Genomic DNA, 12,424 nt, shown 5'->3' on the forward strand with positions numbered 1-12,424 from the left:
TCGTGAATCCGTGAGGAACTTCACAGCAGGGCCGTTGCCATTTGCTAAGAATACGTTATTAATGCTCGGGCGCAGGTCTTGCGTCCAAGTGCCCGTCGGCAGGGGAGAAACCGTGGGGCTCATCCCAAAAAGTCAGTCGCCGCTTGTAGGCGTCGACATCAGTTCGACTGCGGTAAAGCTTTTGCAGCTGTCCCGCAGTGGCAACCGTTTTCGCGTGGAACATTACGCTGTGGAACCTCTTCCGCCGAATGCGGTGGTGGAAAAGAACATCGTGGAAGTGGAGGCCGTGGGTGAGGCCATCCGCCGCGCGATGAACCGCTCGGGGAGCAAGGCCAAGCTGGCCGCTGCCGCCGTTGCCGGTTCGGCGGTGATCACCAAGGTGATCCCGATGCCGGCCGAGCTCGACGAGAACGACATGGAAGCCCAGATCGAGCTGGAAGCGGTCAACTACATTCCGTACCCGATCGAGGAAGTGAACCTGGACTTCGAGGTGATCGGGGCGATCCCGAACAACCCGGAGATGGTCCAGGTGCTGCTGGCCGCGTCGCGTTCGGAGAACGTGGAACTGCGCCAGTCGGCCCTGGAACTGGGTGGCCTGCAGGCCAAGGTGATGGACGTGGAGGCCTTCGCGGTCGAGAACGCCTACGCCCTGGTCGCCAGCGAGCTGCCGGTGTCCATCGAGGGCGTGGTCGCGCTGGTCGATATCGGCGCCACCATGACCACCCTCAACGTTCTGCGCGGCGGCCGCAGCCTGTACAGCCGCGAACAGGTGTTCGGTGGCAAGCAGCTGACCGACGAGATCATGCGCCGTTACGGCCTGAGCTACGAGGAAGCCGGCCTGGCCAAGCGCCAGGGTGGGCTGCCGGAAAGCTACGAGATGGAAGTGCTGGAGCCGTTCAAGGAAGCCACGGTCCAGCAGATCAGCCGCCTGCTGCAGTTCTTCTATGCAGGCAGCGAGTTCAACCGCGTTGACCACATCGTGCTGGCCGGCGGCTGCGCCGTGCTCGGCGGCCTGCCGGAAATGGTCGAGGAACAGCTGGGCGTGCCGACCGTGGTCGCCAACCCGCTGGCGCAGATGACCCTGGGGCCGAAGGTGAACGCACATGCGCTGGCCCAGGATGCCCCCGCGCTGATGATCGCCACCGGTCTGGCGCTGAGGAGCTTCGACTGATGGCACGCATCAATCTATTGCCCTGGCGCGCCGAGCGGCGCAAGCAACGCCAGCGCGAGTTCTACGCAATGCTGGGCATGGCCGCTATCGGTGGCCTGCTGCTGTCGCTGGTGATCTGGTTCTATTACGACCGCCAGGTGAGCGGCCAGATGGACCGCAATGCCTATCTGGAAGCCGAGATCGAGAAGGTCAAGGAACAGAACAAGGAGATCGACCGCCTTGACGCGCAGAAGGAACGCCTGCTGGCCCGCAAGAAGGTCATTGAAGAACTGCAGGCCAAGCGCTCGCAGATGGTGCACCTGTTCGATGCGCTGGTGCGCACGATTCCCGATGGCCTGGTGCTGACCGCGCTGAAGCAGGAAGGCGACGTGCTGACCCTGGAAGGGCGCACCCAGTCCAACGCCCGTGTTTCGGCGTACATGCGCAACCTGGAAACGTCCGGCTGGATGACCAACCCGGAACTGTCGATCATCGAAGCGCGTGACCCCGAGAAGGACAAGGACGGCAAGACCGGCCCGGTTGCGGACATCAAGGCGCTGCCCTATGTGTTCGTGGTCAAGGTGAAGCTGCCGGCACAGAGTGAGGAAGTGGCCGGTACGCCAGGCCTCAACGCCGATGGTTCGGTGGCAACGCCGGCTCCGCCCGCCGTGGCCCCGCTTGCCGCCGGCCCGGATGCAGCGGCGCCTGCTGCACCGGCCGCAGGCCAGCCCGCTGCTGCTCCGGCTGCCCCCGCCGCCGCTCCGGTCAACGCACCCGCTGCCACCCCGGCCGCGCCGAACCAGCCGGCAGCCCCGGCTGCCAAGCCTGCGCCGAAGCCCGAGGGCAGCCGCCTGGCGCAGCCGCCGCAGGCCTTCAACGCCCCGCTGCAGGGGGATCGCGCATGAGCCAGAAAATCGATCTGAAGAACCTGGATTTCAACGACATCGGCAACTGGCCGCAGAAGGCCAAGATCGTCTTCTGCTCGCTGTTGGCGCTGGTGATCATGTTCGTTGCGTGGATGCTGCTGATCAGTGGCAAGCGCGAGGAACTGGCCGGCCTGGAATCGAAGGAAGTCGACCTGCGTGCCGAGTTCACCAAGCAGCAGGAACGCGCGGTGAACCTGGCGCCGCTGAAGCAGCAGCTGGCACAGATGGAACAGGTGCTGCAGCAGATGCTGCGGCAGCTGCCCAGCAAGACCGAAATGCCGGACCTGATCATCGACATTTCGCAGACCGCGTTGTCCAGCGGCCTGACCAACGAGCTGTTCGAGCCGGAGCAGGAGCAGGTCAAGGAGTTCTACGCCGAAAAGCCGATCAAGCTGCGCATGGTGGGCAGTTACCATCAGTTCGGTGCGTTCGTCAGCGGCGTGGCCTCGCTGCCGCGGGTGGTGATCCTGACCATGCACGACATCAACCTCAAGCCCAAGGACAAGGCCAGCGGCAACGCCCGCAGCGGTGCGCTGGAGCTGTCCGGCACGGTCAAGACCTATCGCTATCTGGATGAGACCGAGGTGCAGGCACAGCAGGCGGCTGACGCCGGCAAGGAGGACAAGAAGTGATCGGTTCCCTCTTTGCGCGTTGTGGGATGGCAGCCGTCGTGCTGATGCTGGCCGCGTGCGGCCGCGATGTGACCAGCACGCCGGGTGATGCGCCGAATCTTGAAAAGTGGGTGGAAGGCGAGCGTGCACGACCGGCGCAGCCGCTGGAGCCGCTGCCGGTGATGCAGCAGTTCGAAACCTTCGAATACTCCGCACAGGGCCTGCGCGATCCGTTCACCGATGCCTGGACCAATCCGCAGCAGGGGAATGGCGGATTGCGTCCGGATCCGAACCGGCGCAAGGAGCCGTTGGAAGGCTTCCCGCTGGATGCACTGGACATGGTCGGTACCATCGGCACCGGCGCCGCTACCGTGGCGCTGGTGATGGGGCCGGACAAGGTGACCTACCGGGTACGCCCGGGTGGGTACCTGGGGCAGAGCGACGGGCGGGTCACGGCGGTCTTCGAAGACCACGTGGAGCTGATCGAACTGGTGCCGGATGGCGCGGGCGGCTGGCTGGAACGGCCGGCAACGCTCTCGCTTGAAGATCAATGATCGTTTACTGGGGATAGCACGATGACCTTTCACCAAGCCAAGGGGCTGCGTCCCATCCGGCGCTCTACCTTGAACCGTGTCAGCGCGTTGGGAGTCGCGCTGATGCTGGCCTGCGCTCCGGCGCTGGCCGCCGCACCGGCCGAGAAGCCGGTGGGCGCCACCGTGGCTCCGGCGGCAGCGCCGGCCGGCCTGTCGGTGGCCAAGATCGATTTCAAGCGCGGCGATGATGGCGCCGGGCGCCTGATCGTCCAGTTCGACGGCCAAGGCGCGGTGCCGGATCTGCGTACGCAGGGCAACAGCGTGGTGGTCGATGTCGGTAACGCTCGGCTGCCGGCCAACCTGCAGAAGCCGATGAACGTCACCGACTTTGCCACACCGGTGCAGCGCATCGACGCCAAGCCGTCCGGTGCCGGTACGCAGCTGGTGCTCAGTACCGGTGGCGCGGTGGAGTCGCTGGCCTACCAGAGCGGCAACGAGTACGTGGTGGAGATCAGCCCGCGGCAGGCGCCCGCCGCGGTGGGCGCGGTCACCGCCGGCAGCGTCACCCAGGCCGCCAAGGCGGTGGGGCAGCGTGGCTTCACCGGCAAGCCGGTGACCTTCAACTTCCAGGACGTGCCGGTGCGAACCGTGCTGCAGTTGATCGCCGAGGAATCCAATCTCAACGTGGTGGCCTCCGATTCGGTACAGGGCAATGTGACCTTGCGCCTGGTCAATGTGCCGTGGGACCAGGCGCTGGACATCGTGCTGCGCGCCAAGGGCCTGGACAAGCGTCGCGATGGCAGCGTCATCTGGGTCGCTCCGCAGGCTGAGCTGGCCAAGTTCGAGCAGGAGAAGGAAGACGCGCGCATCGCCATCGAGAACCGCGAAGACCTGGTCACCGATTACGTCCAGATCAACTACCACAGCGCCACGCAGATCTTCAAAGCGCTGACCGAGGCCAAGGGCATCGGCGGCGGTGGTGGTGGCGGCAATGGCGGTGGCGGCGGTTCGTCGCAGGAAGACAGTGGTTTCCTGTCCTCGCGCGGCCGTATCGTGGCCGACGAGCGCACCAACACGCTGATGATCAGCGACATCCCGAAGAAGATCGCGCGCATGCGTGAGCTGATCGGCGTGATCGACCGTCCGGTTGACCAGGTGCTGATCGAAAGCCGTATCGTCATCGCTACCGATACCTTCGCCCGCGAGCTGGGTGCGAAGTTCGGCATCAGCGGCAGCCGCGACAACGTGTACTTCAGCGGCAGCCTGGATGCCAATGCCGAAACCCGCAAGTCGCAGGTCGATACGGCGCAGGCCAACGCCAAGGCGATTCGCGAGTGGCAGGCCGGCGGCAGCGTCGGCCCGGCGCCTATTCCCAGCGGCCCGACCATCAAGCGCGGCCTGAACTGGAACCTGCCGGTGGCCGCAGCCAACAACCCTGGCTCGCTGGCGCTGTCGATCCTCAACGCAGGCTACCTGCTGGACGTGGAGCTGTCGGCCATGCAGGAAGAGTCGCGAGGTGAGGTGATCTCCAACCCGCGCGTGGTCACCACCAACCAGCGCGAGGCCATGATCAAGCAAGGCAAGGAAATCGGCTACGTCACCATTAGCGGCACCGGTGCTGCCGGTGGCGCCGGCTCCACCCCGAACGTGCAGTTCAAGGAAGTGGTGCTGGAACTGCGGGTGACCCCGACCATCACCAACGACAACCGCGTGTTCCTCAACATGCAGGTGAAGAAGGATGAAGTCGACCGCCTGATCGAACTGCAGGGCTACGGCACGGTGCCGTCGATCAACCGCCGCGAGGTCAACACCGCGGTGCTGGTCGAGGATGGGCAGACCGTGGTCATCGGTGGCGTGTACGAGTTCACCGACCGCAGCAGCATCAGCAAGGTGCCGTTCCTGGGCGACGTGCCGTTCCTGGGCAACCTGTTCAAGAAGCGCGGCCGCAACAAGGACAAGGCCGAGCTGCTGGTGTTCGTCACGCCGAAGGTGCTGCGCGTGGCCAAGCAGAACTGAGCCCGCGCCACCCGCGAAACGAAGAAGGGCCGCCATGCGCGGCCCTTCTTCGTTTCCACCCGTAGATCCACGCCGCCCATGTCCAGTAGATCCACGCCATGCGTGGGCGCTGTTCATCCTTTCTTGATGCCAATCGCAAGGCACCCTGCGATGATGTCGGGAACCCGTGCCGTCCCGCGCCGGTCAAAGGCCCCCATGAACCTGCCACCGCCGATGCCCGAAACCGTCTCGCCGCCGCCCGCGCCGGCCGCCTCCCGCCTGCATGGCGCCTTCACCCAGCTGCGCGATGCCCTGTCGGCCGAGATCGTCGGCCAGGCGGCACTGGTCGAACGCCTGCTGATCGCGCTGCTGGCCGATGGCCACCTGTTGGTGGAAGGCGCTCCGGGCCTGGCCAAGACCACGGCGATCCGTGCGCTGGCCTCGCGCCTGGAGGCGGATTTCGCCCGCGTGCAGTTCACCCCGGACCTGTTGCCGGCCGACCTGACCGGCACCGAGATCTGGCGCCCGCAGGAGGGCCGCTTCGAATTCGTACCCGGCCCGATCTTCCACCCGATCCTGCTGGCCGATGAAATCAACCGCGCGCCGGCCAAGGTGCAGTCGGCGCTGCTGGAAGCGATGGGTGAGCGCCAGGTTACCGTTGGCCGCCACACCTACGCGCTGCCGCCGCTGTTCCTGGTGATGGCCACGCAGAACCCGATCGAGCAGGAAGGCACCTTCCCGCTGCCCGAAGCACAGCTGGACCGGTTCCTGATGCATGTACGCATCGGCTACCCGGACCAGGCCGCCGAATCGGAGATCCTTCGGCTGGCCCGCGACCGCGCCCGTGGCGCGCTGGGCGAAGCCGCACCGGCGGCGGAAAAGCTGCCGATGCAGGATGTGTTCGATGCCCGCCGCGAAGTGCTGGACCTGCACATGGCGCCGGCGCTGGAACGCTACCTGATCGAGCTGGTGTTGGCCTCGCGTGATCCGTCGCGCTATGACGCTGGCCTGGGCCGCCGCATTGCCTGGGGCGCCAGCCCGCGCGGTTCCATCGCGCTGGAACGCTGCGCACGTGCGCGCGCCTGGTTGGCCGGCCGCGACTTCGTCACGCCCGATGACGTGCGAGCGGTTGCTGCCGACGTGCTGCGCCATCGCGTACTGCCCAGCTACGAAGCCACCGCCGAAGGCTGGGACGGCGAACGCCTGGTGCAGGAACTGCTGGCCCGCGTGCCGGCACCCTGAGCCTGCGCATGGCCGATCCATCCCTGCACCACGCCTCTTCCGTCAGCGACGGTGACGGGCTGCGCCCGCAGCTGGCCGAACTGGTAGCGCTGCGCCGCCTTGCACAGCGACCGCCGCCGCCACGCCGTGGCCGCGCCGGCAACGCGGGGCAGGCGCCGTCGCCGCTGCGTGGGCGTGGCATGGAGTATGCCGAGTCACGCGAGTACGTGGCCGGTGATGATGCGCGCCATATCGACTGGCGGGTGACCGCACGCACCGGTCGTGCCCACACCAAACTGTTCCAGGCCGAACGCGAGCGGGTCAGCCTGATCGTGGCCGATACCTCGCCGGCCCTGTACTTCGGCACCCGCGTGCGCTTCAAATCGGTGCAGGCCGCACGTGCCGGTGCTGTCGCCGCGTGGTCGGCACAGCGTCGTGGTGATCGCATCGGCGCCCTGCGTGGCAGCGACCGTGAACCACCGATCGCACCGGCAGGTGGCCCGCGCGGCGTGCTGCGCGTGCTGGATGCGCTCACCCGGTGGTATGCGCAGCCCCCGGCCGATGACCTTGGCCTGGAGCGCGCGCTGGACCATGCCGGTCGCGTCCTGCGCCCGGGTGCACGCGTGCTGGTGCTGGCCGACCCGCAGCAGGCCATCCGTATTCCGCCTGCGCGCTGGAGTGCGCTGGCCCAGCACCATGACCTCAGCCTGGTGCTGCTGGTCGATCCATTGGAACTGCAGCCTCCATCGGCTGCGCTGCAGTTCCAGACCCTGCAGCAGCGCATCGGCCTGGACCTGCGGCGCAGCGAGGTGCAGGCGCATTGGCAGGCCCACTTCGTCGAACCGCTGCAGGAGCTGCGGCGCCAGCTGGGAGCGCGCCGCGTCGATGTACAGGTGCTGTCCACCGATGCGCCCAGCGATGCCTGGCTGGCACCATCGCCCACCGAGGCGCCGGCATGAGCGCGAACCTGCCGCTGCGCGATGTGCAGCTGCCGCCGGCCCCATCGTGGTGGCCACCGGCACCGGGCTATCTGATGATCGGCGGCGTGGTGCTGCTGTTGCTGGTGGCGATGGCCTTCCTGTGGTGGCAGCGCCGCCGACGCCGCCAACGCTGGTTGCAGCTGTTTGATCAGGAGCTGGCAACCACCGCCGATGCGGCTGCCGAACTGGCGGCGATCGCAGGACTGCTGCGTCGCGCCGCGCGCCAGGCACAGCCCGGCAGTGAATCCCTGCGCGATGATGCCTGGTGGCAGCGCGTGGATCCGGAAGGCACGCTGCCCGCGGCGCGTCGCAGCCTGCTGGCCGAAGGTGCCTATCGCCCACGCGTGGACGCCAACGATGTGGCGGCGCTGCGCAGCTGGGCGCGCGAGCGCTATCTGGCCATGCTGCTGGAGCGGCGCCGATGAACCTGCTGGCAAGTTACTGGCCATGGCCGGACCTGCAGCTGGCATGGCCGCTGGCCCTGCTGGCGCTGCCGTTGCCGTTGCTGATGCACTGGTGGAAGCGTCGTGCCGATCCCGGCGCAGCACTGCGTGTGCCCTATGCGGCGACGGAACTGGAAGCGCTGGCCGGTGGCGGCCGCGTCGATGTGTCGTGGCTGCGTACGCTGCTGTTGTGGCTGGGCTGGTGCGCGCTGTGCGTCGCACTGGCTCGCCCGCAACAGCTGGGCGAAGCAATCACGCCGCCGCAGGAGGGCCGGCAGATGATGCTGGCGATGGACGTGTCCGGCAGCATGGGCGAGGGCGACATGGTGCTGGGTGGACAGGCGGTGGATCGCCTGACCGCAGCCAAGGCCGTGTTGGCCGATTTCCTGGATCGTCGTGCCGGCGACCGCATCGGCCTGCTGATCTTCGGCGACCGCGCTTACACGCTTACGCCGCTGACGGCCGATCTGGCCAGCGTGCGCGACCAGCTGCGCGACAGCGTGGTTGGCCTGGCGGGTCGCGAGACGGCCATCGGTGATGCCATCGGCCTGGCGGTGAAGCGCCTGCGCAGCCAACCCGAAGGCCAGCGCGTATTGATCCTGCTGACCGACGGCGTCAGCAACGCCGGCGTGCTGGAACCGCTACGCGCGGCGGAGGTGGCCCGCGCCGAGGGCGTGCGCATCCACACCGTCGCATTTGGTGGCGATGGCAGCATGCGCCTGTTCGGTATTCCCATTTCCGCCGATCAGGACCCGGTCGACGAGGCCACGTTGAAGAAGATTGCCAGCATGACCGGTGGCCAGTTCTTCCGCGCGCGTGACACCGCGCAGCTGGCCGGGATCTACGCTGAACTGGACCGGCTGGAGCCGATCGCCGCGAAGGGGCCGAGCCTGCGCCCGCGCGAAGAACGTTATGCCTGGCCATTGGGGGTGGCGTTGCTGCTGGGCGTGCTGGCGTGGCTGTGGCCGGAGCGTCGCCGATGATCGCGCTTGCTTCGAATCTTCCCGATTGGAATGCGCTGCACTTCCTGCGCCCGGAATGGCTGTGGGCCTTGCTGGCTTTGCCGGTCATTCTTGCACTGGCGCTGTACCGGCAGCGGCGCAGCGATGTGTGGCGAACAGCGGTGGATGCCCACCTGTTGCCGCATCTGCTGGCCGCGGGCACGCGCCGCCGCGTACGCCTGCCCTGGGCCGTCCTGCTGGGCTGGACGCTGGCCTCGCTGGCCATGGCCGGGCCAAGCTGGCGCCAGCAGGCACAGCCGATGTTCCAGGCCAGCGCACCGCTGCTGGTCGTGCTGGATCTGTCCAGCCGGATCAATGCCACCGACCTGCCGCCGTCGCGCCTGCTGCAGGCGCGGGCGAAAGTGGGTGAGCTGCTGCGTGCCCGCCAGGGCGGACAGGTGGGCCTGGTGGTCTACGCCGAGGACGCCTACACCGTGGCGCCGCTGACCGACGACGGCAGCAATGTGGCGCTGTATCTGGACGCGTTGTCGCCGGATGTGATGCCACGTGACGGCCAGCGTGCCGACCGCGGCATCGACTGGGCAACGCGGTTGATGCGCCAGATCGGGGCGCTGCGGGGGCAGATCCTGCTGGTCAGCGATCACGCCGATGATGAAGCGGCACTGGCCGCAGCGCAGGCGCGCAGCCTGGGCCTGCAGGTGTCGGTACTGGGCCTGGGCACCCCCGCCGGGGCGGCGTACCGGGATGGCAGTGGGCAGATCCGCCAGGCTGCGCTGGATGAAGGCAGCCTGCGTGCCGTGGCCACCGCGGGCGGTGGCCGCTATGCCCGCATCGCCGCCGATGCCAGTGATCTGCGCGCACTGGGCGTACTGGATGCACGCGAAGGCACTGCAGCGCAGCGGCCGGGCGAGGGCAAGCAATGGCGTGATGAAGGGTTCTGGCTGCTGCCACCGGTGATGCTGCTGGCGTTGCTGGCCTTCCGCCGCCGCGCGCTGCTGGCGGCAGTGCTGGCGGTGGGCCTGCTGCCATGGATGAGCGACGTGCAGGCGCAGGCGCCTGCCGCGCCCGCCGCACCGCCAGCGCAGGGCACGCTGTGGAAGCGCGCCGACCAGGTGCAGCACCAGCGCTTGGCCGAAGGTGCGCAGGCGTACCGCAATGGCGATTTCGCCGGTGCCCGCAAGCAGTTCGAGGGCATCGACAGCGATGCGGGCTGGTACAACCTGGCCAATGCACTGGCCCGCCAGGGCCACTACGACGAAGCCATTGCCGCCTACGACCGCGCGCTGGCGCTGCATCCCGGCATGGCCGATGCGGTCGCCAACCGTGCCGTGGTCGATGCCGCGCGCAAGCGCAAGCAGTCCGGTGGCAAAGGCCAGGATCAGCAGAAACCACCGCAGAACGGGCAGCAGAAGCCACCGCAGAACGGCCAGGGGCAGCAGAATCCGCAGGGCCAGAAGCCGCAGCAGGGCCAGCAGGATCCTGGCCAGGGCCAGCCGCAGTCGGGCCAGCAGGGGCAGCCCAAGCCCGGTGACGACAAGAACCCGTCGAGCCCGCAGCCCGGCGAGCGCGGCCGCGATGGACAGCCGGCGCCACCACAGGTGGAGGATGCCAAGGCACAGGCCCGGGCCGATGAGCAGCAGCGCCAGCGCATGCAGCGGGCAATGCAGCAGGCACGTGAGGGCAAGGGCGAACAGGACGGCAAGCCCGTGCCCGGCAGCGACGGCAGCACTGCGCGCCAGCGCGAGGAGCAACAGGCGGTGGAGGCGTGGATGCGACGCGTGCCGGATGATCCGGGGGCATTGCTGCGGGCCAAGTTCCAGCTGGAAAACGAACGCAGGAAGAGGGAAGGGCGATGACGCGGGCGATCAACATGCACAGGCACTGGCCCCGACAGGTACTGGCGGCGTTGCTGCTGTGGCTGCCGCTGCTGGCGTGGGCGCAGCCGCGCGCGTGGCTGGACCGCGACCGCATCGCGTTGGGTGACACGGTCATGCTCAATGTCGAGAGCGACCAGGGCGCGCCGGACTTCACGCCGTTGCGTACCGACTTCGATCTCAGCGGGCAGACCAGCAGCCGCCAGGTGGAGTGGCGCAATGGCAGCATGCAGCAGCGCACTCTGTATGGCGTGGCACTCACGCCGCGGCGCAGCGGTGCACTGGTGGTGCCGGGTCTGCAGGTGGGCAGTGCACGTACCGCGCCGCTGACCCTTCAAGTGGATGCCGCTGCCGTGGCCGGCCCCGACAGCAACGCGGTGGCCTTCATCGAAACCGTTGTCGATGACGAGACGCCGTACGTGCAGCAGAGCGTGGGCGTGGTGGTGCGGCTGTATTTCGCCTCGCAGCTGGCGTCCGGCGAACTGGTGCTGGATACCCCGGCAGGCGCGTCGTTGCAGCGGGTGGGCGATGACCGCACCGATGTGCGGCAGGTCAATGGCCGTCGCTACAACGTGGTCGAGCGGCGCTTCCTGCTTGTTCCCGAGCGCAGCGGTGCACTCCGGCTGGCCGGTGCGCGCTTCAGTGGGCGCAGTGCCGGTGGCTTCTTCGACGATTTCTTCGGCGGCGGCGACGGGCGCATGAATGCCACCGGCGCCGACCGCACGTTGCAGGTACAGGCACAGCCGGCGCAGGCGCCGCAGCCGTGGCTGCCGCTGCAGGGCCTGAAGCTGCGCTACACCAGTGCACCGACCAGCGCACGTACCGGTGAGGCGGCCAACGTGGTGGTCGAGGCGATTGCCGACGGTGCCACCCGCGCGCAGTTCACCGACCTGCCGGTGCCCGACGTCGGCAGCGCCGCGCAGGTGTTCGCCGAACCGGCGCAGTACGAAGAGAGCTTCAACGGCAGCACGCCGCGCCTGAAGATCACCCGCCGCTATTCGATCGTGCCGCGCCAGCCGGGTTCGCTGGTGGTGCCGGGGCCGCACCTGCCGTGGTGGGATGTTCGTGCGGGCAAGCCACAGGAAGCGAAGCTGCCGGACCTGACACTCGCCGTCGCAGCCGGTAATGGCGGTGGCAGTGCTTCACCTGCGCCGCTGCCGCCGATCGACACCGATGCTGCGCTGCCGGGGGGCGATGGCCAGGACAGCCGTATCGCGGCCACCGATCCGCGCGCCAGCGGCCTGGCCGAGCGTCCGTGGCCATGGATGGGCGCCGCTATCGGCCTGGCGCTGCTGTGGCTGCTGACCTTGCTGTGGGGCTGGCAGCGTGGCCGTCGCCCGCGCGTGGCGCCGCCTGAGGCGGGCAGGGGGGCTGTGCCGGCTGTGGCGACGGGACGTGCCTGCCTGGCCGAACTGCGCCGCGCGCTGGATGGTGAAGGCTTCGATCAGGTAGAAGCTCAGCTATGCGCGATGGCCGGCGTTGAACGCATCGAGCAGGTCATCGCCCGGTTGGATGACCCGGCCCAGCGCCAGGTGCTGCAGGACCTGCAACAGGCCCGCTGGGGCGGGCAGGGTGATCTGGCGCCGCTGCGCACGCGCCTGCGCGGGGTCTTCCGTGACGGACCGCACTGGTCGGCGGCGGCGATCACCGCTGACACTGGCCTGGCGCCGCTGTATCCGCCGCGGCGAACCTGAACCGGCGCCGCTTGCGCGCTTTGTTAGAGTGCATT

Annotated in this window: 11 protein-coding genes; all 11 read left to right on the forward strand. The window is 68.1% G+C overall.

The genetic code is table 11. The features are described 5' to 3' along the window. Positions 1-112: 112 nt before the first annotated feature. Positions 113-1,171 carry a pilus assembly protein PilM gene (locus AC5P6A_RS18325; protein ID WP_010484061.1) on the forward strand — a complete coding sequence of 353 codons (1,059 nt, stop codon included), beginning with the start codon at positions 113-115 and terminating at the stop codon, positions 1,169-1,171. Further along, positions 1,171-2,055, forward strand: coding sequence for a PilN domain-containing protein (locus AC5P6A_RS18330; RefSeq protein ID WP_134731838.1), 885 nt, complete (start codon positions 1,171-1,173; stop codon positions 2,053-2,055). Before AC5P6A_RS18325 ends, AC5P6A_RS18330 begins: the two co-directional genes overlap by 1 nt. Beyond that, positions 2,052-2,708 (forward strand): type IV pilus inner membrane component PilO, encoded by a 657-nt coding sequence (locus tag AC5P6A_RS18335; protein ID WP_227844883.1) that lies wholly within the window; start codon positions 2,052-2,054, stop codon positions 2,706-2,708. The genes AC5P6A_RS18330 and AC5P6A_RS18335 overlap by 4 nt, the downstream gene beginning before the upstream one ends. Positions 2,709-2,734: 26 nt before the next feature. Further along, positions 2,735-3,241, forward strand: coding sequence for a pilus assembly protein PilP (locus AC5P6A_RS18340; RefSeq protein ID WP_010484064.1), 507 nt, complete (start codon positions 2,735-2,737; stop codon positions 3,239-3,241). Positions 3,242-3,262: 21 nt separating this feature from the next. After that, complete coding sequence (locus AC5P6A_RS18345; protein WP_111098865.1) at positions 3,263-5,236, forward strand: type IV pilus secretin PilQ; 1,974 nt, start codon at positions 3,263-3,265, stop codon at positions 5,234-5,236. Between the two features lie 195 nt (positions 5,237-5,431). Next, positions 5,432-6,457: an AAA family ATPase gene (locus AC5P6A_RS18350; protein WP_021203694.1), complete on the forward strand. Its 1,026-nt coding sequence runs from the start codon at positions 5,432-5,434 to the stop codon at positions 6,455-6,457. A gap of 8 nt (positions 6,458-6,465) precedes the next feature. After that, a complete protein-coding gene (locus AC5P6A_RS18355) occupies positions 6,466-7,395 on the forward strand; it encodes a DUF58 domain-containing protein (RefSeq protein ID WP_111103978.1) in 930 nt (309 codons plus the stop codon). Further along, complete coding sequence (locus tag AC5P6A_RS18360) at positions 7,392-7,841, forward strand: DUF4381 family protein (RefSeq protein WP_010484068.1); 450 nt, start codon at positions 7,392-7,394, stop codon at positions 7,839-7,841. The genes AC5P6A_RS18355 and AC5P6A_RS18360 overlap by 4 nt, the downstream gene beginning before the upstream one ends. After that, positions 7,838-8,842 carry a vWA domain-containing protein gene (locus AC5P6A_RS18365; RefSeq protein ID WP_332328907.1) on the forward strand — a complete coding sequence of 335 codons (1,005 nt, stop codon included), beginning with the start codon at positions 7,838-7,840 and terminating at the stop codon, positions 8,840-8,842. Before AC5P6A_RS18360 ends, AC5P6A_RS18365 begins: the two co-directional genes overlap by 4 nt. Continuing rightward, positions 8,839-10,677: a VWA domain-containing protein gene (locus tag AC5P6A_RS18370; protein WP_134735196.1), complete on the forward strand. Its 1,839-nt coding sequence runs from the start codon at positions 8,839-8,841 to the stop codon at positions 10,675-10,677. Before AC5P6A_RS18365 ends, AC5P6A_RS18370 begins: the two co-directional genes overlap by 4 nt. Further along, complete coding sequence (locus AC5P6A_RS18375) at positions 10,674-12,389, forward strand: BatD family protein (RefSeq protein WP_164145039.1); 1,716 nt, start codon at positions 10,674-10,676, stop codon at positions 12,387-12,389. Before AC5P6A_RS18370 ends, AC5P6A_RS18375 begins: the two co-directional genes overlap by 4 nt. Positions 12,390-12,424 lie beyond the last annotated feature (35 nt).

This window comes from Stenotrophomonas sp. YJH_SMC_20, from assembly GCF_059367845.1.

Bases quoted from the DNA above. Each gene is read 5' to 3' on its own strand.
- AC5P6A_RS18330 (WP_134731838.1), top strand. From the start codon at position 1,171: ATGGCACGCATCAATCTATTGCCCTGGCGCGCCGAGCGGCGCAAGCAA.
- AC5P6A_RS18335 (WP_227844883.1), top strand. From the start codon at position 2,052: ATGAGCCAGAAAATCGATCTGAAGAACCTGGATTTCAACGACATCGGC.
- AC5P6A_RS18340 (WP_010484064.1), top strand. From the start codon at position 2,735: ATGGCAGCCGTCGTGCTGATGCTGGCCGCGTGCGGCCGCGATGTGACC.
- AC5P6A_RS18345 (WP_111098865.1), top strand. From the start codon at position 3,263: ATGACCTTTCACCAAGCCAAGGGGCTGCGTCCCATCCGGCGCTCTACC.
- AC5P6A_RS18350 (WP_021203694.1), top strand. From the start codon at position 5,432: ATGAACCTGCCACCGCCGATGCCCGAAACCGTCTCGCCGCCGCCCGCG.
- AC5P6A_RS18355 (WP_111103978.1), top strand. From the start codon at position 6,466: ATGGCCGATCCATCCCTGCACCACGCCTCTTCCGTCAGCGACGGTGAC.
- AC5P6A_RS18360 (WP_010484068.1), top strand. From the start codon at position 7,392: ATGAGCGCGAACCTGCCGCTGCGCGATGTGCAGCTGCCGCCGGCCCCA.
- AC5P6A_RS18365 (WP_332328907.1), top strand. From the start codon at position 7,838: ATGAACCTGCTGGCAAGTTACTGGCCATGGCCGGACCTGCAGCTGGCA.
- AC5P6A_RS18370 (WP_134735196.1), top strand. From the start codon at position 8,839: ATGATCGCGCTTGCTTCGAATCTTCCCGATTGGAATGCGCTGCACTTC.
- AC5P6A_RS18375 (WP_164145039.1), top strand. From the start codon at position 10,674: ATGACGCGGGCGATCAACATGCACAGGCACTGGCCCCGACAGGTACTG.